This is a genomic window from Bacteroides sp. 1001136B_160425_E2, assembly GCF_015559655.1.
GTDB classification, from domain to species: domain Bacteria; phylum Bacteroidota; class Bacteroidia; order Bacteroidales; family Bacteroidaceae; genus Bacteroides; species Bacteroides luhongzhouii.
The window spans coordinates 54303-75818 of sequence record NZ_JADMQH010000024.1; the positions used below are offsets into that span (position 1 = coordinate 54303).

The 21516-nt window shown below is 43.8% G+C and carries 21 protein-coding genes; 2 read left to right on the plus strand and 19 right to left on the minus strand.

Going from position 1 to position 21516, the window contains the following annotated elements:
- Window positions 1-97 precede the first annotated feature (97 nt).
- The 15 genes from I2I04_RS20290 to I2I04_RS23575 all read right to left on the minus strand — a co-directional run bounded on the left by I2I04_RS20290 (window position 98) and on the right by I2I04_RS23575 (window position 11901).
- Complete coding sequence (locus tag I2I04_RS20290) at window positions 98-904, minus strand: hypothetical protein (RefSeq protein WP_122139276.1); 807 nt, start codon at window positions 902-904, stop codon at window positions 98-100.
- A gap of 59 nt (window positions 905-963) precedes the next feature.
- Entirely contained in the window at window positions 964-3165 is a 2202-nt protein-coding gene (locus I2I04_RS20295; RefSeq protein ID WP_195655787.1) for a hypothetical protein, read from the minus strand.
- A 24-nt stretch (window positions 3166-3189) separates the two neighbouring features.
- Window positions 3190-4056, minus strand: coding sequence for a S49 family peptidase (locus I2I04_RS20300; RefSeq protein WP_113748488.1), 867 nt, complete (start codon window positions 4054-4056; stop codon window positions 3190-3192).
- A 61-nt stretch (window positions 4057-4117) separates the two neighbouring features.
- Entirely contained in the window at window positions 4118-4552 is a 435-nt protein-coding gene (locus tag I2I04_RS20305) for a hypothetical protein (RefSeq protein WP_004303398.1), read from the minus strand.
- Window positions 4553-4639: 87 nt separating this feature from the next.
- Window positions 4640-5128: a hypothetical protein gene (locus I2I04_RS20310; protein ID WP_004303399.1), complete on the minus strand. Its 489-nt coding sequence runs from the start codon at window positions 5126-5128 to the stop codon at window positions 4640-4642.
- Window positions 5129-5722: 594 nt separating this feature from the next.
- Window positions 5723-6037, minus strand: a complete 315-nt coding sequence (locus I2I04_RS20315) for a hypothetical protein (protein WP_008640064.1) — start codon at window positions 6035-6037, stop codon at window positions 5723-5725.
- Window positions 6034-8937, minus strand: a complete 2904-nt coding sequence (locus I2I04_RS20320; protein ID WP_117683867.1) for a hypothetical protein — start codon at window positions 8935-8937, stop codon at window positions 6034-6036. Before I2I04_RS20320 ends, I2I04_RS20315 begins: the two co-directional genes overlap by 4 nt.
- A 22-nt stretch (window positions 8938-8959) precedes the next feature.
- Window positions 8960-9142: a hypothetical protein gene (locus tag I2I04_RS20325; RefSeq protein ID WP_004318165.1), complete on the minus strand. Its 183-nt coding sequence runs from the start codon at window positions 9140-9142 to the stop codon at window positions 8960-8962.
- Window positions 9143-9340: 198 nt separating this feature from the next.
- Window positions 9341-9607 (minus strand): hypothetical protein, encoded by a 267-nt coding sequence (locus I2I04_RS20335; protein WP_022042327.1) that lies wholly within the window; start codon window positions 9605-9607, stop codon window positions 9341-9343.
- Between the two features lie 117 nt (window positions 9608-9724).
- Complete coding sequence (locus I2I04_RS20340; protein WP_004318162.1) at window positions 9725-9973, minus strand: hypothetical protein; 249 nt, start codon at window positions 9971-9973, stop codon at window positions 9725-9727.
- Window positions 9974-9990: 17 nt separating this feature from the next.
- Entirely contained in the window at window positions 9991-10473 is a 483-nt protein-coding gene (locus tag I2I04_RS20345) for a DNA N-6-adenine-methyltransferase (RefSeq protein WP_138294013.1), read from the minus strand.
- A gap of 10 nt (window positions 10474-10483) precedes the next feature.
- On the minus strand, window positions 10484-10684 hold the full coding sequence (locus I2I04_RS20350) for a hypothetical protein (protein ID WP_004318042.1): 201 nt from the start codon (window positions 10682-10684) through the stop codon (window positions 10484-10486).
- 19 nt (window positions 10685-10703) lie between these two features.
- A complete protein-coding gene (locus I2I04_RS20355) occupies window positions 10704-10982 on the minus strand; it encodes a hypothetical protein (protein WP_004318158.1) in 279 nt (92 codons plus the stop codon).
- A 122-nt stretch (window positions 10983-11104) separates the two neighbouring features.
- Complete coding sequence (locus tag I2I04_RS20360; protein WP_195655788.1) at window positions 11105-11656, minus strand: hypothetical protein; 552 nt, start codon at window positions 11654-11656, stop codon at window positions 11105-11107.
- Window positions 11657-11667: 11 nt separating this feature from the next.
- A complete protein-coding gene (locus I2I04_RS23575; protein WP_029425873.1) occupies window positions 11668-11901 on the minus strand; it encodes a hypothetical protein in 234 nt (77 codons plus the stop codon).
- A 112-nt stretch (window positions 11902-12013) separates the two neighbouring features.
- On the opposite strand from I2I04_RS23575, the gene I2I04_RS20370 reads away from it, so the two are divergent.
- On the plus strand, window positions 12014-12319 hold the full coding sequence (locus tag I2I04_RS20370) for a helix-turn-helix domain-containing protein (protein ID WP_004303408.1): 306 nt from the start codon (window positions 12014-12016) through the stop codon (window positions 12317-12319).
- A gap of 192 nt (window positions 12320-12511) precedes the next feature.
- Here the strand turns inward: I2I04_RS20370 and I2I04_RS20375 are convergent, their stop codons facing one another.
- From I2I04_RS20375 to I2I04_RS20385, 3 genes are read right to left on the minus strand one after another with little or no spacing between them, the layout of a single operon-like run.
- Window positions 12512-13966: an AbgT family transporter gene (locus I2I04_RS20375; RefSeq protein ID WP_143258762.1), complete on the minus strand. Its 1455-nt coding sequence runs from the start codon at window positions 13964-13966 to the stop codon at window positions 12512-12514.
- A 12-nt stretch (window positions 13967-13978) separates the two neighbouring features.
- Window positions 13979-14707 carry a DUF5932 domain-containing protein gene (locus I2I04_RS20380; RefSeq protein ID WP_004317459.1) on the minus strand — a complete coding sequence of 243 codons (729 nt, stop codon included), beginning with the start codon at window positions 14705-14707 and terminating at the stop codon, window positions 13979-13981.
- A gap of 34 nt (window positions 14708-14741) precedes the next feature.
- A complete protein-coding gene (locus tag I2I04_RS20385) occupies window positions 14742-19058 on the minus strand; it encodes a DUF5113 domain-containing protein (protein ID WP_195655789.1) in 4317 nt (1438 codons plus the stop codon).
- Window positions 19059-19211: 153 nt separating this feature from the next.
- Between I2I04_RS20385 and I2I04_RS20390 the strand changes: the two genes are divergently transcribed.
- Entirely contained in the window at window positions 19212-20150 is a 939-nt protein-coding gene (locus I2I04_RS20390) for a ribose-phosphate pyrophosphokinase (RefSeq protein ID WP_185911495.1), read from the plus strand.
- Between the two features lie 141 nt (window positions 20151-20291).
- Here I2I04_RS20390 and I2I04_RS20395 read toward each other — a convergent pair whose 3' ends face one another.
- Window positions 20292-21461: a phosphatidylinositol-4-phosphate 5-kinase gene (locus tag I2I04_RS20395; RefSeq protein ID WP_143258613.1), complete on the minus strand. Its 1170-nt coding sequence runs from the start codon at window positions 21459-21461 to the stop codon at window positions 20292-20294.
- Between the last annotated feature and the right edge of the window lie 55 nt (window positions 21462-21516).

The following is a 21516-nucleotide window of genomic DNA, read 5'->3' on the forward strand; positions in this document are numbered from 1 at the left end:
GATACAAAGGAAAAAAGGGGCAATTACCCTAAAAAGGACAAAGGGTGGCCGGGCATGTGCTGCCGGTCACCCTTTGAATTACATGAAAGCCGTTTACTTACGCCTCATAACGGCTTTGTTCAATCCATTTCATAGCCTCCGAACCGTCGTTAAACGCCCGCAACGTCAGTTGGGAACCTTCGGAAGCGGTAAACGTCTTACCACCTTTCAGAAGGAAATTACCGCCCGCTTCCACCGTAGGCGCAACACCCGAACATCCCATAAGGGTAATTACCGAGCCGTGACTTCCACCGGTAACACCGGCTATCTTAGCCGCACCCGCGGAAAGCTGGTACTGCCCGTCCGTCTGGTAATCTATATCCGTGGCTCCGGCTTCCACCACGGCCACCGGTTCTTCCAGAGTGTCGGTACCCCGGTAAATGGCGATATCATCCCCTTTGCTGATCTGGGTGAAAGTAAGTTCGTTCGTATTCGATTCATTGGAACCGGTATAAGAAACGGATAACTTACACGGGTTACAGGGCGTTCCGATCAGATCGGCAGGCTTTCCGCTACAATAACGGAGCACAACGATACATTTCTTGGACAGCCAGTTTGTCTTAAACTCGCGAATTTCCTGTTCGTTACCGGGATGATTGAACTTAACGGAAGGCGTATAACCTTCGGCGTCCGTTTCCCCGTCACTGTTGGAACTGATTTCAGCGGTACCGGGTGTCAGGTAAATACCGATCGCGTAACGTCCCGCCTTCATTACGATATCATCCTCGATAACCACGCCGGCATCGTTTCTCTGCGGGAAGGAAAGAATATCGTCAACGTCGTAAATTACGAGCTGATCCTTGGGCTGAATACCGTTACCGGGATTGCCGGACGGCCTTCTTACGCTTGCTTTTACGTATGTCATAACTTAATGATTTATAAGGTTATAAAATGGAAGGGATAAAGTATCCCTTCCGCCAAAAATTAGCCTCTTGCCACTTCGTAGAATTTACCGTCGGCGGCTTTCGCCAGCTTGATAAACTTGCCTTCGGAAAGCGTCATAGCTTCGGTTAAGACAAAGTTTCCGTCGGCTGCAATGGTGGAAGCAAATTCAGAACCGCTTCCGTAGATCGTGTAAACGACACCGGCTTCCGCATCGGTAAAGTTAGTGATTGCCGTTGCCTTTGTATTCTCACCGGTTACGAATACTTCACCGTCAAGCAAAGAAGGATCCGTTTCATCCGGCGCAAACTGCAACGCATCGGAAGAAGCGTTTTCGCGGCCGATCTCGATAAATTTACCGTCGGCACGTTTCATCAGTTTGATAACATCCCCCTTACCCGGCTGCCAGGTAGCGGAAATAAGGTCAAATTTTCCGCTTTTCTCAATCTTAACGCCTTTATCCACGCTTCCGCATTTCAGGGAAATAACCGTACCTATCGGCGCGTCTTCAATATCGGTAATCGTAAATTCGGCTGTGTTCGCTACGGTAACAATGGAGGTATGAAGCTTGGCCGACGGGTTCTTGTCCTTGTCAGCGTCCACAAAGTAAGACGCCGGGCGGTCATACTCATTACAGAAGATCATCTGGCGCGTATAGTCCATATCTTCTTTCTTGGTGTACTTGAAGCCCACGGCAATAGCCCAGATACTTTCACGCCAGTTACTCCATACTTTCAGGCTCCAGTCTTCCTGCTCCAGGTTGAAAGCCGTCATTTCACCCGGCTTGTCCTCGTAGGTTTTAATGTTGCCTTCAAACGTCCAGAAGATACGGTGGTGGTTGTCAGCATTGGGAACCGGGATAATCTTTACCGCCGGATATTCCTTCACATACATGATATTAGCCTTGTAATCCTGGTTCTGTCCGTAATGCAGTTCATTGTATTTATGATACAATACAATAAAGTGCGAAGGCATATAAAGTGCCAGGTTACCGCTGTCACGAAGAACCGCCGGGATCATGGAAGTACCCTTGTACACCTTTTCACCGATGTTTGCTTCGGTAAGTTCTCCCAGCTCGAACGGCTTGATCTGGTAAACGAACTTTCCGTTATTGATATCGGTATGTCCGTTCACTTTCTTGTTCAGGAACTCATACAGACCGTCAGCTGCAGCAAGTGCTTTGCCCGGTTCGTTCAGATTCGGGTCCTTACGGATTCCGTTAATACGGCGTTGTTCGCGCTCGTTATGCAACTTCTTGGCAGTTTCGGCCAGGATGTACTCGATAAAAGACCACTTGATAGGGTTTGAACCTTCCTTGTTCAAAGTGCCGATCCAGGTTTTCTCCAGGGCTTTTAAATTTTTGAAACGGTGTGCAAACATCACGTTGAACATGCGCAGGGTTTCATCGTCGAACTCGTAGGAACCTTTAGTCACCTTGTCGAAGTCGGATTCCTCATTACCGGCCTGTGAGAACTCACCCAGCCAAATGTTTACCAGCGTAGCCAAATCCTGATAACCGGATTCAAGCGGGAAAATACTTTCAATGGAAGGAAGTTCCATTAAAAACGACTGCAAACGCTGTTGCCAGGGAATACGGTAAAAGGCCCCGAGGTCCTCCTTCAAACGGCTGTAGTCAATGGAACTTGCTTTCGGAAGAGCAATCATTTCAAAACCGGCAGCCTCCATTAACGCAGCTTTGGCGCGAAGGTTATACGGGCGGTCCAGTGAGAACATTTCACCCTGCAAGCCTCCCAGCTGCTTTTCATCCTGGAGATTGAAAGCCCCTTTACCGTCCGCCTGGGCGTTGTGTTGCTTCCCTTTGCCCGGATCATCTTCCGCAGCGGCCGAAAGTTGGGCGATAATGCCGGAAAGCTTCGTTATTTCGGCATCCTTCTTGGCAATTAACGCGGTATTGTTCCGGTTTTCGTCACGCTGTTGCGTCTGCAAGGCTTCAAGCTGTTCCTGCGCTTGTGTCAAACGGGCCGCAGTATCACCCAACAAACCGCGAAGGAAAGCGGTTGTTTTAGGCTCCTCGGTTTCCTCTCCCTGGTTCCCGTCTTCGGCTTCGTCCTGGAAATCGTTTTCGAGGGACGCTTTAAAGTCCGTGAGGAATTTTTCAGTAAAACCGTAATTTTTCAGTTTTGCCACTTCCTCGACCGTGATAGAGTTTTTATCCTCTACCTTGCTCCATTCCGACAAGCCCAACAAGGCCAGAATGTGAGCGGAAAAGCTCTTAAATTTCATATATACAAAATTTTGAAGTTAATACTATATGTTATACATCTCATTTACTTTTCTGACGGTAGCCTGTGCCAGCACCCACTTTACCGCGTCTTCCAGCGTACCGAACTGATCGATATAGCCGTTTGCCACGGCTACGTCGCCGGTGAATATCTGTCCCCGGAAAAGGGGAAGTTCCGGATCGTAGGCAATACCCAGATTCCGACTGATCGCATCGCAGAAAATACGGTGCATGACGGCCAGACGTTGCTTTATAGGCTCTTCGTTGTTATCATCTTCAATCGCGCGGGTTTCATAGTTTTTCAGGTCGGCACTATCCGGATAGATTTCCCGGTAATCAATGCCCTGTTTCTTGAAATATTCCTTAAAGGATTGGTAAGTAAGCATGATACCGACGGAACCGACTTCACACATAGGGGAAGCGATAAAGGTTCTGCCGGCGGCGGTTCCCAGCCAGAAATGGGCACTACCCATGGTACCGGCCACGTAGGTGGCTATAGGTTTGGAAGATTCGGCGATCATTTTAGCCGCCAGGTCCACATGTGCGACCATACCACCCGGACCGTTGATCCACAGGACCGCGCCGCAAATCTTAGGATTATCGAAAACATCCCGGAGCTGCTTTTCCAGGCGGTAAGTCTCCCAGGAATACAAGGTGCCTTCCAGGATAATGACGGCCACACTGTCAGAGGGTAGCGTCTCATCGTCCAGTTCCCACCGGTTGGCAAGGTAAGGCGTAGTAGCGTAGGCGGTTATTTTATTATTGTCGAGCCGTTTTTCGATCGCATCCAGGTTGCCGGCTGCAACACACGGCACAAATAAGGAAAGCAACCGGTAATAATCATTATCAGCGATTGCCCAAGGTGCTGTAAAAATCTCCTGTATTTTGTCCACGTTCTCTTTTTTACGACAAAGAAAACGCCTATATCATAGGTAGAGAAGGACTGAAAGGAACCTACAGGAACGCATCAACGCCCGGACCCGTACCGGACAGGGTGCAGTTATACAGGCCCCCGCCGATCTCAAAAGAAAAGGTAAGCGGGTAATCGGGAGAACCGGAAACACGGGTGTTACCCGTTTCGTCAGTATAGAGGGCGACAAAAGGCGTCGCTTTCAGATTTTCCAGGTAAAGCGTCTTATTTTGCGACACGTCGGCAAGCTTGAAGGTATGTTTTTTAGTATAGACGTCTTCATTTTTGCTGTCACCCGGTTTTAAGGTTCCCGGTACGATCATAAGAATATCAGGTTTTCCGATAGAGCGGATAACGACTTTCGAGAGCACGACGCCAAAATGGATAATGTTGTAAACGGGAACCAGTTGCAGGCTATGGGCGGCGGATATTAACTTTCTTGACATAATTACAGATATAAAGTATTGATAATCAAACATTCAGCATTTTTCGGACGTTTTTCAGCCAAAAACCGGACAAAAAAGGACAAACAGATACAGTTGGTAGGTAAAAAATAACTTGCTTTTTTACACTTTTTTTCGGTTATAGGCCCTTTTCTTCTTGCGCCTGAAACTATCCCGCCACCGCTGGTAGTTTTTCAGCAGCCCGTCTTCCTGAATGGAAGAGATATCATACTTTTTCAGGAAGGTAAAAACGGTTTCCTTAAACTCGATTCCGTGCAGGTGCTTGTTTTCGTCCATGAGTTCGTGCAGCTCGGCCCACATCAGGGCACGCAGACGCTTTTCAAGAATGGCGGTACCGCGTACGGAAATGTAATTGAACTGTTCCGGAGACTTGCCGCCGGCAAAATTGGCCTCCCGGCGGTCAGGCAGCATAAACTCCAGGTTGCCACGGTCAGCCGGACAATTTACCGGCCGTTTCTCCATGAGGTCGTAAACGGTCACATAAATATCGGACGAGGAAGGAAAACGGACGGTACCGACCGTTTCGTCGTAATATTTGCCCCGGACGTATTCGGCCAGGTAGGATTCGATCTGTATTCGGGTGGTAATCATAGCAATAACATTCCTTTTTAAAGGCAAAGATATTCCTTTATCGGCTGTTGGTCTGCCATTTACGGGAAAATGTAGGCATTCGACCGCCATTTTGATAAATATACTCCGGGAGAATAATTATAATACACTTTTTCATGCCGCCACACGCCCGGAATTTTCTCCGCCAGGCTGTGCTGATATAATCCGGTACTAAATTTTTGTAATTTCGTAACCGGGCAACCGGCAAAGATAAAATCCTGTATCTTAGCAACTTAGTAACGTTACTAATTTCCGTTACAAAAAAATGGCAGGAAAACAGTTTGTAACCGGGCTTACCGGTAGAAGATAAAAAGGCCGGTGTTACAAACCGGAAAAATTCGTAACCGTTTTGTAACTGCAACTCCGTAACCTTTATTTCCTATTTATTTATTTGATTTTCAGACTTTTTTCTTTCAAGCAAACAAAGGTTACAAGGTTACTAAAATTTTGTATGAAATAGAGGTGGGGTATGGGGAGGGAAGCCGGGCGGGGCGCATCTGTTTCCATACGAAAAGAGGGACCGACACATTCGTATCTGGTCCCTCTTTTCGTATTTTATACCGGCTCCGATCCGTCTTATACGCGATGTTTGCACCTGCTTAAAATCCATTCCTTTACATCCGGGGGTATATAGCGGTGCACGACGGCCGTATAGTCTTCGTTAAATTCATACTCCAGGTAGTTGTCGCCTTCCAGGATAAAAACACAGGCCGTTTTGATGATCCATTCGAGCTGCTCGCCCGAATAGCGTTCCAGTGCCAGGACGGTACCGGGTTTCATACGTTCCAGATAGCGGTAGACCTGTTCGGCGAATTTCCGGAACCTCTCGCCGCTGTTCCAGAGCGCGGTAAACTCGGACATGCTGTTTAATTTCAAATGCGCGTTATTCATTCATCCGGTCGTTCATCAGGTACAAACATGAGTGTCGGATCGGCCGGTTCCGTTCCACCACCGGCAGCCGTTTCCGCCGTGCCGCATGAACGCAGATAGATCATGTCGGCGGCCTTGCCGTCGTTATCCTTGCGTACGATACGCCCCTGGGAGTTGCAAAGGTCCTTCGGGTTGAGTTCGTCAATGTAGGGGCAAAGGGCCACAAAACCTTTGAGGGCCTTTGTAAAACGCTGCATCGTGATTTTATTCACACCGGAAAAGCTTTTGTAATCGGCGAAGGCCTTTTCACGGACGATAAAACAGTCCAGGTGCTCGCTGTCCGGAGAGAAATAAGAGTTCGCCCAGTCCTCAAAGTTATTGCCCATATCGGCCTTGTATTTACGCCTGATAATGTTTTCCATGGGCGGAAGCAATTTTATAGATTCCTCGCAAAGGGAAAGGTAAAAACGGCAGCACTGCAAGAAGAAATTTATATCGGCGTTCCACTCGTTCTCGCTGTAAGTCTTGGAAAACAAATCCTTACCGAAATCGTCCCGGATAGAACGCGTTTCCCGGTAGTCGTTATCTTCCGTACGCTGGTGGTAGTAGTCGGAGAATACCAAGTACAGCAAACGGGCTTCCGTAGACGGATCAAAATCAATAGGAACGTAATTAGTTGTAAATCCCAGCTTGGCCGATTCCTCGAAAGGTATAGTAAACGACTGGTTGTTCTTCGGGTTCACGGTCATATCTGACGTGATGATGTCGTAAAACAGGCCCGTATTAAGATACCGGTCGCAATCATCCACCAGAATAAAGTCGGTATGCTGGTTCACCTGGTCGAACACATGCGGATTATCCATTAACTTAGGATTACGGCCGGAAAGCTTGACGCTCTTCATAAAGTAGGAAAGGGCCTTGAACATGAATGATTTGCCCGAACGTCCGTTACATTCACCGTCTTCACCGATCTTGTTATCCATGGCCTGTGGTGCCCAGGCACGCGAAGGGGATTTGTACCGATGCAGCATATAACCGATAGTAAATATCTTATTGATAAGGTTCTTTTTCTGTTCGACCACTTCTTCCTCCGTGAGGCCTTCCCCCTCGATATCGAATTTATGTTTTTCCCGGTAGGATTCCGCTTCCCCCACGCTCTTGTCGTCGAAATTGTATTCCAGTTCCTTACGCCAGTAAACGCGGCTCGAATTGATTACATAGCCGAAAAAGTTAGACGGTACGGCATTTATCCGGATATCAAACACATCGTTGCCCTCTATGTCTTTTTTACGGGAAATGGTAAACATGTCTTCCATAAGACGAACTTTGTGTTTCAGTACGTTTTCTTCCCAAACGTAGTGGGACAATGTGCTGCCGTTGGCCGGATGTTCCTTTATACCGGTACCGCTTACCTCCATGCTGCAACCGGGAAAGAAGAACATCTGCGTATTATGGGTATAATTGGTAAAGTCCAGTTCTATTTCCTGCAAATTGTCCAGGGCCGTATCTGACAGTTTGGGGCTGTTCAGAATAAGGTTTCTTATATCGCGGGATAAAAAACTATCCTGGGCCCAACCGCGGATAAACTTCCGGATATCCTTTGCCTTTATCAGTTTTACAATATTGCCGGTAATACGGATGTATTTCGTTGAACTGGAATTTTCATCATGAAGCGAATAGAAACCGTTAAGACGTAAAAAGTAGTGAAGGCAGTCCGCGTCTATATTGTGATCCCATTGCCGGGATTTCTCGTTAAACTTGGAATACCAGAATTTGGCGGGCATGGCAAGCGTCATAAGGTTACGGAAATCCTCGTTCTTGCTTCGTAATTCCATAAAGTCCCGGAAGTCCTTACGGGGTTTGCCCCGCTGATCCCGGTAAGTGGTAAGCCAGGCCGGTAGCCAGATCGTGTGGATATCGATAAAACGTAGTGCAAGTTCCGTACCCTTTACCCTGCCCGTCGTGTCGATATCGGGTATGTTATACAGGACTTCAACGTATTTCATGATCTCCTTGTAGTCCTGTTCGGAAAGTTTATATGTTTCCGAATTAAACCAGATTGGGGAAAAGCCCAGCGATTTAACGCACAGGGCGTCGCGCTCTCCGGAACATATAAACGCCTCCTGCAGCTTCTGTTCCTTATAAGGCTTTTCCGCATTGGCCGGATTCTTTTTAAAGGCGGCTTCTTCCCTGGAATTAAACTCCCAGTATAAGGCTTTCAGTTCGGAAAGACCGTTTATATAGTCCTTCGGCTTGACACCTTCCGGGGTGTAGGAAAAACGCCACTGCTTGTCCGGATTCAGAGGCTCGTATATTTTATAGAACTTCACTTCGGGCGTGTCGCCTTCGGCCGGTTTTACCAGACATTCGCGCATAAAGATAGGGTATGTCGCAGTCGCGTATTTATAGGTTACCTCGCGATTTTTTACATACCCTATATATTTGGCCGAATACCAGTGCAGAGCCTCGGCGTTCTCCTGGGTGACACGGGGGCCGAGTATGCGTAACTGATCCGGGGTGAGATGATCGGCAAGCTCGAAAATTTTAGTACCGTCTTTCTGATCCTGGGAGGCCGGAACCTTACGGATATCCGGCTTGTTTACGTTACGGTTGAGTTCATCGGTTACGTTGTACATGGATGCAAGTTTAAGGATCGCCTCGTTAAACCGGAGGCCTTCCTCATACATGCAGATATCGACAGGGCTTTGAGCCGTTCCGGTATCACCGAAATCCGTTACCTTATAAACCTGCTGGGAACCTTCCTTTCCGAATAGCTTGATACAGGCCGACGCGTCGTCTTCTGACGGCCGGCGTTTGAAATGGCGGTTGGTTCCGACACAATCCCGGGCTTGCGGATAATAATGTAGAATAATATCCAGCCCGTTGTTGGTTACTTTGTAGATGTCTTCTGCCTTTATCATCGTTATAAAGTTACATAGTTACTTATTTTTCGTTGTTTTCCTCCTGCTTTGTTTTCAAGTCTCCCCAAGGTTGATACAGGAAAACGAATAATAACAGCCAAAGAAAAGCGGTTTTACCCGTATAATAAATGACAAAGGCAATCAGTCCCATAAAGGCAACCACGATAATAGCGTGGGCGATGTATTTTAAATTTTTATCTTTCATTGTTCAAACATGTTATACTGAATTGAAAAACCGAATTTGCTTAATCTCCTTTCCTGGAGAAGGGAACGTTTGTCATGTGAAGGCATAATGACCACCAGGTTCTTTGTATCGAACTGGTAACCTTTCTTCCGCATCTGATAACGTAGGTTTCTTAGGCGTCTGTCTTCTTTCATGGCATTTCGTTAAGATCGTCTTAGTTTATAGAAGGCATGGCACACTATCACAAAGGATAGCGTTTAAATCCTCCTGTATGGTTTCCTGTTGCTTCTTGTTCAGGTGTACCAGGAAATAACCTTTTCCGTCGGAAAGATTCTTTATTTCCGCCAGATTATACTTCCGGTCCATTGCATCCACGAATGCAGGGGATTCCATGGGGCGGAAGCTACTGAATATTTTATAGGTTCCACTACTGCCTTCTATTCGTAACGTGGTTAATTCATCGGGGGTGGTAATTGTTGATTTCATTGCTGTATTATTTTTAGAAAAGTCCACATAAAGTGTAAAAAACTGATTTATATTTATCGCTCTTTCTTCTTTTGTATTAGAAAGATACACCCTTTTATTTTTCTTATCCATTTTTATTTAATCTCTTGCATCAGCCATTTTTCGGCCTTTAGCCGTTGCCGAATAGATATTCGGTTTATCACCTTTGAAACATTTAGTCTTTATCCATTCATATCTTTCAGCTTCCCGGAGATAAAATAATATTCCGTATTCAGATGTATTTTTCAACCAATCTAATTTCTTGATTTGCTCAAATGTCATAGGACCGCCATATACAAGCGATGATGTTAACATCTGAACTCTTTCTTTCAATGAATATTCACTCATATTTAATTTGTTTTACTCTAATTGATTCTTACATACTTGCCACTTATGTTACAAGTTTTTAGTATCTCTGCGTTTTCTTCTCCAAAAGCGATCAAAACAGCACCACAACCAGGCGAATCCCCCCGTATTCCGTCCGGCCTGAAAAAACGAATCCTTCCGCGTAGAAATTTAATTGCCGTTGCCTTCTCAAATATAATATCCTGGAACATCTTACTATCACAGCGGTTGAACAACAGCGCAATGCCATTGCCGTGTTGTGCCAGTTTACGAACAAATTGTTCAATAAGCGGACGGGAATAAGGTGGATTTAACCAGACACGACCTACCCTATCTTTAGTTAATCCGTCATGGTTTTTGTTGTACATGGTTTCTGCCGTTTGCCAAAGCGGTTTAACCGGAGCACATGGATCTAAATCAAACTTTCCTAATGCGTCTATAATTTCTTTGGGTGTATACCACTCATCAGTGGTATTAGCCGATTTTTCAAAGGTTGTATTCATATCTATCATGTTATGAGGGGTTATACAATTCATATCCATTATCCCAAAGACTATCACTGCGAAAATTGAAGAAATCTTCCAAAGAGATACGTACACCATCTTCTAAAAGAAGAAATCCGTTTTCAATAGTCATCCATTCGTCAGAGGAAAAGAAACGGTGCGTAACCTTCTTACCCTCTTTCATTGCTTGTATAGCTTCTTCTTTGCTCATTATCTTTTCTTGATTTGAATTATTTTTCACCACTTATTTTTAATTTTACCAATTCACCAATAGGATAGGTCGTATGTTTCGGTCTGTTTATTTTCACTTTATGAGAAGAAAGAAACAACGGAACAGGTTCTATTCGATAGAAAGTGTAGTAAGCTTCTTTAGGAGCTGTTTTTTCATATTCCTTTAAATATTCTTCTGCTTTATTTCTCGTATCAAATGCGGCAAGGATAGAAAACCAAACGCCGTCTTCTTCGTATATTCCGGATTCCCTTTTAGTTACTATGTAAATTTTGCTCATTGTTGTTTATAGCTGTGCCGGAGGATAGCATCGAACTACCAATAACACCCGCTTTCGCCCTTCGGGGTTATCTCCACACTCCGGCGGTTATTATATGGAGCGGCAAAAGCCGCCCCGGTTATTTATTCACTTTTCTTTTCCGGAAGAAAAACAAAGTCTGCCCAAATATCAAGGAATTGTCGACCGCAATATGCTGCCAGTTCCGACGTTTTGAAGGCAAGCCGAACGCCGACGCTCGCATGCGTGTTCGATGAATCGTGACTCGCGCTCGCAAACGAAACACCGCCCAACGCGCTCGCGTAGTAGCTCGACCGATACACCACACGAGACTTTTCTTCCTCGTCCAACTTATTGTATTCTTCCCCTGTATAAAGAATAAACCAAGGATAATAACGGCATTCATCCTCTGTAAATCGAGGTTCCCAGCCTTCATTTAAAGCTTTGACAATGATACGGAGTTTCAGAAAAGCCAAAACGTCAGGTTCAAGACCGAGGGATATTTTATCTCGGTTCCATGCTTCTGCATCGATGCCAATTTCATGGCAGGCGTCCTCAAACGTCTTAATACGTTTTCTTACGTCTTTTTCTGGTTCATCAATAAGGGTTAAGATTCCATTTCTCCAGACAGCTGTTTTACCTTCCGGAATTTCGATTTCTAATTTCTTTGATTTCATTCTTCTTTTATTTATTGGTTTTCACTATGGAAGATTTTTACGCCTGTTACTTCCTCGATCTTATCCTTTGCAAGTTCGGGAATACGACAACGACTACCTCGCCAATTACGAAAGGTATGTAATGGCACTTTACATGCTTCTGCCAATTTAAGGGACATTTCAGAAGATTCTTTTACCGGCAAATTCAAAAGGTACATTCTTAGTTTCTCGCCGTCATCATTCCTTTTTAATTTTTTTTTCGTCATACCTTTGTGATAAATATACTCATTATTGTTAACTTTACATAGCAAAGGTATAATTATTTTTACCACAGGTGAATAAAATTCACGTTAATAAAAGTTATAACAAAGGTGTAATATGGCTAATTTTTTGTTAATAAGAGAGTTATGTGAATTAAAGAAAATCACTATACGAGAACTTGCTTCACGTATAGGAAAAGAAGATAGTAGCATACAGGCTATTGTTAGAAATGGATCAACGAACACAAAAACCATTGAGGCAATAGCAAAGGTTTTAGAGGTTCCTGTAGGTGTATTCTTTGATGATATTCCCATAACTGGAATAAAATCAAATGAACTTGATAAAGATGCAAAAATAGCTGATTTAGAAAGGATAATTGAGGAGAAGGAACGTCTAATACAAGTCTTATTAAGTAAGAAATAACCTGTAATAGATAAGAAATGTAGGCATATTGTAGGCCATACGTTTATACAAACAATTAATAATCAGGCGATTAAAGAACGTTACTTGAATCACTTAGAAAAATCGCAAACAGCTATTAAAATAGCGTTTGCGATTTTTTCATTTAATAGATTCGTCCACATGTTGTCTAATTGATATTTTTTCACGTACTGGTTACAATCCTATCGGTATTTTCAACAAATACCAAGCTATAAACAGCAATGTCCAGGAAACCAGAATACCTAATGAATATCTCCAGGTATATTTAAGCAATGAGCCATACGTAATCTGCTTATCATACTGCCGCATATAAGTCAGTACCAAAGGCATATAGAATAAAAAAGGAGTAATGGCATTCGTCGAACTATCTCCGATACGGAAAGCACATTGTGCTACATCCGGAGCAATTCCCATCTGCGCAAACATCGGAATAAAGATAAAAGACATAAAAGCCCATTTGGAGGTAGCAGATACCATAATCAGGTTTATCAATGCTGTAAACAGAATGAAAAGGACGAGAGCAGACAAAGGAGCCGGCTCAAACGAAGAGAGCAGATCAGCTCCCATGATGGCTAAACATTTATCCAGATGGGAATATTCAAAACAAGCAAACATCTGTGCAGCAAAGAAAGCAATAACGAAATACACTCCAAGAAGTTTCATTGGCTGCGTAAGTCCTTCAATCACATCATTGTCAGTGCGATACCGTCCGGAACTGAATCCATAAGCCATCCCCGTAATACCTGCTCCCAAAGAAAGCAAGAATAAAATACCGGCAATAAAAGGCGAATGCATCAAACCTCCGTTCACCCCTCGCAAAATTCCATAAGAAGAAAAAGTAAGCCACAAGATAAGAGCGACATAAACAGCTGCTACAACAATGGAAATCATAATGGCACGCCGCTCTTTGCGAGACAGAGGATGATATGCCACCACTTTCACACTGCCTTCATACTTTCCTAACGTGGGAAGAAGCCATTTTTGAGTAATCCAATACACAATAGCCGTAATGACTACCGTTGAAGCACTCATAAAGAAGTAATTACAAAGAGGTTCCGTGTTCCCCTGATAACCCGTTTGTGCCAATGCCGCCTCTTGTGTAGTATGCGCCAATAACGGGTCCATCGTACTCAATACAATATTAGCACTATACCCGCACGCAACAGAGACATAAGCCGTAATAATTCCTGCAATCGGATGAAGCCCCACCCACTGAAACAGCATAGCAGCAATAGGCAATAAAATAATATATCCACCATCCCCAATAGCATTCGACAACAAACCGAGCACAATCACCCACAAGATGATTTTCCTCTTTTCCTGCCGGTTCCCTACTCCCATGCGGATACACGCATCAATAAAACCGGAATGTTGTGCCACTCCCAGTCCGAACATAGCGATTATCACCATCCCCAACGGAGCAAAGCCCGTGAAATTCTTAATAGCGTTCCGCAACCACCAACGAATTCCTTCCGGACTCAACAGGCTTTGTACACGGATGTCCTCACCTGTCTGCGGCAATGTCACTTTCAGCCCATAGATATCACATATCCATGAAAGAAAGACCACTGCCATTGTCAGCAGAAGGAACATCGTAGCGGGATGGGGCATACGCCATTTATTCTTCATCATTTTCCGAGTTTACTCTTCGTCAGGCTCCAGATTATCCAAATCGATAATACGCAATTCCAGTGCACGTACTGCCAATCTGGTAGCATTTACTCCCACCCGTTCTCCATTCGGGAAAAGGCGTCCGATAAGATCATTCTGTCGTTTCTCCAATGATTTTACGCCGAAAGGCATCCCTTTCAGATTGGCAATCATCTCCTTCGTATATCCTAATGCCAAATGGCGGAGAAAGCGTTCGTCATATTCATCAATATCATAACTGATGACTGCTTCCTGACGCTTGGCATCATTGGCTACAGATTTCTTGAAACGATCTACAATCTTTTCCAAAATCGGATAGTTAAATACCAGCTTCTTTCCGTCCATCACAGCCTGCACATCTGTTTTCGTCAGTAGTTCTCCTGTTTTGAGGATAATTCCGTCGGCACCGGCATTCAATACATCCACCCACAACTTTTCATTCAGAATCTCACCCGTGAAGATCAGTACCCGAACTCCTTTGTAGCGTTTGAATATATTCCGGCAAATATCAACACCAATGGTCGTAGAACCTCCCAGTCCTAAGTCCAACAATACCAAATCGGGGAGCTGCGCCTCCATCAACGGCCAAAACTCACTTTCCGTCATTGCCGTACCGATCACTTCCGCATTCGGTATTTCATGACGGAATATTTCTTCTGTCCCTTTCAACTCCAGTTTTACATCCTCTACGATAATAACTTTAAACTTCTGTTCTTCCATGTTTCTTATCTAATAACTTTTATGTGTTCTCCTTTTATCGGTGCGGAATGGTGAAATAAACCGTAAATCCGCCACCTTCAGCCGGTTCGGCATTGATACGACATCCTCTGCGTCCCGCAAATTCGTCATGGTCGCGGATAATCTGCTTGCATACCAGATATTCCGTTCCTCTCAACTCCCCTTTCTCACCGGAAGTCATACGTGCCAGATTCGGATAAAATAATTGATTCAATTCTTCCACACTCTTTTCACGTCTCGTATCCGTAAAAAGGAAACGGATATATTCATTATCCTTACGTGCTTGCAGACATATCACCCCATCTTCACGCACAGTCAATGCTTCATCAATCAGATTTTCCAATAGAAAACGCAACTGATTCACATCTCCTATCACCTTCGCTTCCATCGGTTCTATCTCCAGTTTTATCCTCTCCGAACGGTTCTTCATTGATTTCTTGAAGTATTTTCCGGCAGTGTCCAAAAGTTCCTGCACCGGAATCACAGTACGCCGGAAAGTGACTTCCTCCAATTGACGGGAAGCACACGAACTTAAAATCGTAAAGATTCCCTTATAATATTCAATCAATTCCGTCATAGTCTCCACCGCTTCACGCTCCTCCATTTCCGAAAGCTTCTGCGTATTTAACCGTCCTACAATCTGTTTGATTTTATTCGGATAATAAATCGTCTCATGTTTGATCGTCGACAAACAGTTGTCAAGTACCATATTCTGTACATGCAACATACTGTCTTCCCAAGAAGCTCTGCGTGTTTCTTCATGCGCCGACTCAATATCCCGGTATTTAGTAGCCAGTTTCACCACTGCGTTAAATACAACAATAGCCACATAACGTGCTACCAGTTCAAAAAGCAGCCGGTCCGTTTCTTGCTCCGTTCCCTCTCTACGCTCCAGATAAAGCACACCGACACATTGATGTTCACCTCCTACTTCCACCATCAGCGGAATTGCCTGAAGATGCTGTTCAGAAAGATATTCTCCGGAACTAAAACACTGTTCTACCATCTCCGGCATTTCCTGTCCGGGACGAGAAGCGTATTCCAGCCGATGTGTCGTTTCGTTATAAACGGCAATCCCCATCCGGTCAATTGTCAGTAGTTCATTCACCGAACCAAATGCTTCATCCACAATACGTTGCGGGATTTCTTTAAGCATACTTTCCTCCCGTTGGAGTGCCTCTGCATTTTCTTGTTCCTGTGGTCTGACCAAAGATGCCGCAAATACCTTTTGATTAATCTCAAGTACCTGTTCGAGATTCAAACGATTCTGCAAACGTTTTCTCATATACAGGAAATAGTATCCGACCAAAGAAACAATCAGTAGAACAAAACATAAAATAATTCCTACTGTCTTATTCGTGTTCGACCGTTCCAACTGCCGGCAATACGCTTCAAGAGTCTGATCTTCTCCCTGCAACTTATACAAATCCGTAAATGCCGAATTATTATAACTGTATGCATCCAACTGTTTCAAAGCCAAAAAAGCAACTGACGCCTCATTCCTGATATCCAGAATCACATGATAATCCGAGTCAAACAATTCGTTCCACCAGCTGATTTCGGCAGGCATTCCTTCACCCACCAATTTCATATACCGATGCGGACGATCCGGACGTGCATATTTTTCATAATGCTCATTCAGCAAGAGTATGGCAGAATCTATATATTGCAAAGCAAATTCATAATTTTCATCCACATTAGCAAAATAGGCGGCATTCGCATAATCCGACGCTGCATCCAGTAAATCCTCATATGCAGAATCCGTAACCACCACTATCGAATCGCCCTCCTGCAACATGGGAGGAATCGGGTCATGCAGACAAGAGCTCACCCCAAACGGAAATAGCAGGCAAAGCAACAAGACTCCCATCGCTTTACGCACTCCCGAAGGCAAACGGAAATAGAAACGGCTCCCCTTTCCCAATTCACTCTCTACATCAAAGACACATCCCCGGAACAATTCATTCGTTTTCTTATATTTTTCAATGATTCCCTTACAATTCATCAGTCCGAAACCACTACCCTTATTTTCTTTCAGAACTTCCGGATCAGTTGCATTCTTCATTCCGATGACACGAGAGTCATATACTTTCTCACCAATGATATGAGCCACATCTTCTTCGGAAATACCCCTTCCGTTATCTTCCACGGAAATTTCGACATACGCATCCGTAGTACGGGCATACACTTTGATTGTTCCTCCTTCCGGAGTATATTTTCGGGCGTTTTCCGCCAGCGTGTTAATCATAAACAAAGTCAATGCCCGGTCAGCCTTCACCATAACCGTAGTCAGTTCTATTTCCAACTTCTGATTTTTCATTTCAAAAGCACGTCTCCCTTTGCCTAAGAGTTCAAAGAGTTCGTTGAGATCGAACGTTTCAATATTCAGGCTAAGCGTCCCCTGCTTCATCTTAATCCAAAAAGCCAAAATATCATTGTATTCATTAATCGTAGTTACCAGCTCATCAATGTATTGATACTTCTCTTTCTTTATCTTTGCATGATCGATATATCCTCGTTCCGTCAACTTATGCACCTCATTCAAGATACGGTCAATATAAGGATTTATTCCATTCACAATGGCCAGACAAGCCTTCTTAATCAGATTTTGGCGTTTATTTCCCGCGATATGTTGTTCGTAAACATATCGTTGTTTTTCCAACTGCATCCGCTCATCACTCAATGCTTCTACCATCTGCTCATTGTCCACAGCCCAAACGATATACGGTTCAAGTACGTGCACCAAAGCTTTTTCATCACGGTTCAACCGATACAAAGGAACCAGTGCCGCTTTTCCTTCCTCCGAAATTTCCAGTTGAAGACGCCCTTTTCCGAACAGTTGGTCGATGCCTTGTTGAATTAACGGAACATTCATTGGAATAGAGGAAGTGATGTCCCGGCAAAGAGTCAGGATCCGTTGCAGACGTTCCACATCTACTTGATTCCTTATTTTAGATCGCTTATTGAAAAACCACCAAAGAATAACCACCAGTACAAGTCCGGCAATAACCAAAGATAGTACAAGCGTCATTTGTCGTGAATCGGATTCCAATGAAAGATAGCGACTCTCCAACTCTTTATCCTGACGGGTATAATTCAGAATATCCAGGTATATGTTCCGGTTATAATCAGAAGCATACTTCATCCCGAGCCCCGCATACGATACACTCAATTGTTCCCGAATCCTCGAGATCCATTCGGGTACCGTCTTTACGTCTTCCTCCATAATCCATGGAACCCCAGTATATGTCGTATCTCCTTCCGCATAAATACGTAGCTTATCCAACGTATCCACCGCATGATGATAATAAAGCATATGGTGTTGGTTCACACAATCTAACGCTTTTGCAAGCGTATCCAATGCTTCCGAATAACGTCCGTGCTCATTCATATACTTACCGATAGACACATACGCACCGGCAATCTGATACAAATCATTATACTCCCGGAATTTTTCAAGCGCAAGCTGCGCCATTCGCAAAGGCAAAAGCGAATCTACAGGAAAACCAAACTGATCCAGCGCATATCCCCTCCTTGTTCGAAAGAGTTCGAAGTTGTTGGGAGAAACCATCAGATTAGCCAGCCCTTGCAGACCATTTCCTTCGAAATAAGGATGATCAGTCTGAACGGCAGTCCGCCAGGTAATATATAGTTGGTCGAACTCACGCATTTTCCTGTCCTCCGGCTTGGTGGCTTCCACCAATGAAGCCGAGCCTTTGATATAATGATAATAAAGCAATTGATTAGTATCTGTCAATGCTTCATCTTCCGGGATCTGATTGAGAGATGCGATGGCTTCCTGCCGTTGCTGAAGATAATAGTAATAAATAGAAGAAACGATGAAAAATTCGGTGAACGCATAATCCAGTCGAAGTGCCTCGTGACGGTCGGCAAACAAATCACTCTCTTCCCGAATACGTTTCATACGCCGGAGCGCACTGTTACGATAATCATAAAATTCTTTGTTCATAGCTGTCCGCTGACAAATCTTCATCAGTCCGATATCAGCAATCAACAGTTCAAGTTCATTTTTAGTCAGTTTATATACTTCCTTATGCAACGCTTCCGCCCGGTCGAAATCCATAGCCATAAAAGCACAGAATCCGAGATTATTGGATGCCTCCGCTTTCCCCGACTTATAAAAATTTACCTGCCGATAGGCTTCATTGGCATACTTATAAGAAGAATCCAGGCTTCGATAACGATAAGTATACGCTTTCCCGTTTAATGAATCAATCAGGCGCACCTCTTTGGTCGGCACCATATCAGTGCACGAAAAGAAAGAGGCAAACAACACTATACCTATTATATATAAAGGAAAGCGTGAACTCATTTTTGACTATTAACTGTTTTCAGAAAGCAAATCTACAAATATTTCCGATAAGTTGGAGAGAAAATTATTTTTTATACAATAAGTCCTTCTAAATAATAAGAGAAATTCCTACCTTTGCAGGCAAATTAACAAATAGGTAACATCTATTACAAAATGAGCGAAAAAGCACCCTTTATGGTATTCTCGGGAACGAACTCGAGATATCTTGCAGAAAAAATCTGCGCGAGCCTGGATTGTCCTCTGGGAAATATGAACATTACCCATTTTGCCGATGGTGAATTTGCGGTTTCATATGAGGAGTCAATTCGTGGCGCACATGTATTCCTGGTTCAATCCACTTTCCCTAACTCAGACAACTTAATGGAACTTCTCCTGATGATTGATGCTGCTAAACGTGCATCTGCAAAGAGCGTCGTAGCCGTAGTTCCCTATTTCGGATGGGCACGTCAGGATAGAAAAGACAAACCTCGTGTATCTATCGGCGCTAAGTTGGTAGCCGACCTGCTGTCTGTTGCAGGTATCGACCGACTGATTACGATGGACTTGCATGCAGATCAGATTCAGGGATTCTTCAATATCCCGGTAGATCACCTGTACGCATCAGCAGTATTCCTCCCTTACATCCAGTCATTGCAACTGGAAAATCTGGTTATTGCTACACCGGACGTAGGAGGTTCAAAACGCGCCAGCACTTTCTCCAAATACCTTGGTGTACCATTAGTACTCTGCAACAAATCACGTGAAAAAGCCAATGAAGTAGCATCCATGCAGATCATCGGTGACGTGAAAGGTAAAAACGTAGTCTTGATTGATGATATCGTAGACACTGCAGGAACAATAACCAAAGCAGCCAACATCATGCTGGAAGCCGGTGCCCAATCTGTACGAGCTATCGCCAGTCATTGCGTGATGTCTGATCCGGCTTCTTTCCGTGTACAAGAGTCTGCGCTGACTGAAATGGTATTTACCGACAGCATTCCTTATGCTAAGAAATGCCCGAAAGTGAAACAGTTGAGTATTGCCGACATGTTTGCTGAAACAATCAAACGAGTAATGAATAACGAATCTATCAGTTCACAATACATCATTTAATCGTTGATAGTTGAAGTTACAATTCAACAAGAAATAGTAAAATGGATAATGACCGCTTTTGGTTGTTATCCATTTTTTATATACATATTATAAAAAATGGACCACGCAGTGCGCAGTCCATTATCATTTATCACCTATTATTTATTGAAGTCTTCCAAATTTATAGGTTCCTTTTTTGATCACCTTTCCATCTTTATCTGTTTCTACAAAAGGACCATTCTTCTTTCCCTGTTTGAAAAAACCGTCGAAACGATTACCATCTTTGTCGATTTGTACGCCCTGACCGTCTTCCAATCCATCAACGAACCCACCTTTATATTGCATTCCAGCAACGGTTTTCAGCGTGCCTTGTCCATTGGGACGATTATCTTTCCAGTCACCGTCATAAACATCGCCATTACTCCATTTATAAACTCCCTTGCCGTCACGCTTATTGTTTTTCCAGCTTCCTTCGTACACAGCACCATTCGCCCAGGTAAAAGTACCTTTTCCGTCTTGCATGCCGTTCTTAAAATTACCTACATATTTATCGCCGTTAGCATGGTAATAAACTCCTGGACCGGTACGCTCACCTAAGAGATACGAACCTTCATAACGGTCGCCCGTGTGAAAGTAATAAGTACCTTTTCCATGTTGAATATCATCCGCCCAGTCACCGTCATATTTATCCCCATTGGTATATTCAAATACCCCTTTTCCGTGACGGACATCATCTTTCCAGTCTCCTTCATATTTACAGCCATCATCCCAGTTCATGGTACCTTTGCCATTCTTTTTATCATTTTTCCAATGACCGGTATATTTGGCACCGTTTGCCCAAGTATATGTACCTTCGCCTTCGCGCTTATCATTCACCCAATGCCCCACATACAAATCACCATTATGATAATACATGGTACCTTCACCATGCTGATAATCCTGATACCACATACCGTCATAACGGTTATTATTCATAAAATAATAGATACCTTTTCCGTGCTGCTGATCCTGGAACCACTGTCCTTCGTACTTTTCTCCATCGGGGAACATATAAATTCCATATCCTTCACGTTTCCCCTTCACATATTCACCTTCAAAGACATCACCGTTTTTAAAAACCGTTTTTCCTTTTCCGTTCGGTTTTCGTCCTTTCATTTCTCCCGTATAGACACTACCATCTTTAAAAGTATAGTTGCCAATCTTTATTTCAGTGGAGAATGTATCTTTAATTTTTCCGAAAAATCCGCCTTTTTTTCCTTCATTTTCTTGTGCCATCACTCCCTCTTGTGCAAGAAGAGCCAATAAAAGTGTAGTATATAGATATTTCCTCATTGGTTTTAGTCGTTACTCATTTTAGAATTACAATTTGGACAAAGATACAATTTCT

Coding starts and splice junctions, on each gene's coding strand:
- I2I04_RS20290 (WP_122139276.1), bottom strand. CDS start 904: ATGACATACGTAAAAGCAAGCGTAAGAAGGCCGTCCGGCAATCCCGGT.
- I2I04_RS20295 (WP_195655787.1), bottom strand. CDS start 3,165: ATGAAATTTAAGAGCTTTTCCGCTCACATTCTGGCCTTGTTGGGCTTG.
- I2I04_RS20305 (WP_004303398.1), bottom strand. CDS start 4,552: ATGTTTGATTATCAATACTTTATATCTGTAATTATGTCAAGAAAGTTA.
- I2I04_RS20310 (WP_004303399.1), bottom strand. CDS start 5,128: ATGATTACCACCCGAATACAGATCGAATCCTACCTGGCCGAATACGTC.
- I2I04_RS20315 (WP_008640064.1), bottom strand. CDS start 6,037: ATGAATAACGCGCATTTGAAATTAAACAGCATGTCCGAGTTTACCGCG.
- I2I04_RS20320 (WP_117683867.1), bottom strand. CDS start 8,937: ATGATAAAGGCAGAAGACATCTACAAAGTAACCAACAACGGGCTGGAT.
- I2I04_RS20325 (WP_004318165.1), bottom strand. CDS start 9,142: ATGAAAGATAAAAATTTAAAATACATCGCCCACGCTATTATCGTGGTT.
- I2I04_RS20335 (WP_022042327.1), bottom strand. CDS start 9,607: ATGAAATCAACAATTACCACCCCCGATGAATTAACCACGTTACGAATA.
- I2I04_RS20340 (WP_004318162.1), bottom strand. CDS start 9,973: ATGAGTGAATATTCATTGAAAGAAAGAGTTCAGATGTTAACATCATCG.
- I2I04_RS20345 (WP_138294013.1), bottom strand. CDS start 10,473: ATGAATACAACCTTTGAAAAATCGGCTAATACCACTGATGAGTGGTAT.
- I2I04_RS20350 (WP_004318042.1), bottom strand. CDS start 10,684: ATGAGCAAAGAAGAAGCTATACAAGCAATGAAAGAGGGTAAGAAGGTT.
- I2I04_RS20355 (WP_004318158.1), bottom strand. CDS start 10,982: ATGAGCAAAATTTACATAGTAACTAAAAGGGAATCCGGAATATACGAA.
- I2I04_RS20360 (WP_195655788.1), bottom strand. CDS start 11,656: ATGAAATCAAAGAAATTAGAAATCGAAATTCCGGAAGGTAAAACAGCT.
- I2I04_RS23575 (WP_029425873.1), bottom strand. CDS start 11,901: ATGACGAAAAAAAAATTAAAAAGGAATGATGACGGCGAGAAACTAAGA.
- I2I04_RS20370 (WP_004303408.1), top strand. CDS start 12,014: ATGGCTAATTTTTTGTTAATAAGAGAGTTATGTGAATTAAAGAAAATC.
- I2I04_RS20375 (WP_143258762.1), bottom strand. CDS start 13,966: ATGAAGAATAAATGGCGTATGCCCCATCCCGCTACGATGTTCCTTCTG.
- I2I04_RS20380 (WP_004317459.1), bottom strand. CDS start 14,707: ATGGAAGAACAGAAGTTTAAAGTTATTATCGTAGAGGATGTAAAACTG.
- I2I04_RS20385 (WP_195655789.1), bottom strand. CDS start 19,058: ATGAGTTCACGCTTTCCTTTATATATAATAGGTATAGTGTTGTTTGCC.
- I2I04_RS20390 (WP_185911495.1), top strand. CDS start 19,212: ATGAGCGAAAAAGCACCCTTTATGGTATTCTCGGGAACGAACTCGAGA.
- I2I04_RS20395 (WP_143258613.1), bottom strand. CDS start 21,461: ATGAGGAAATATCTATATACTACACTTTTATTGGCTCTTCTTGCACAA.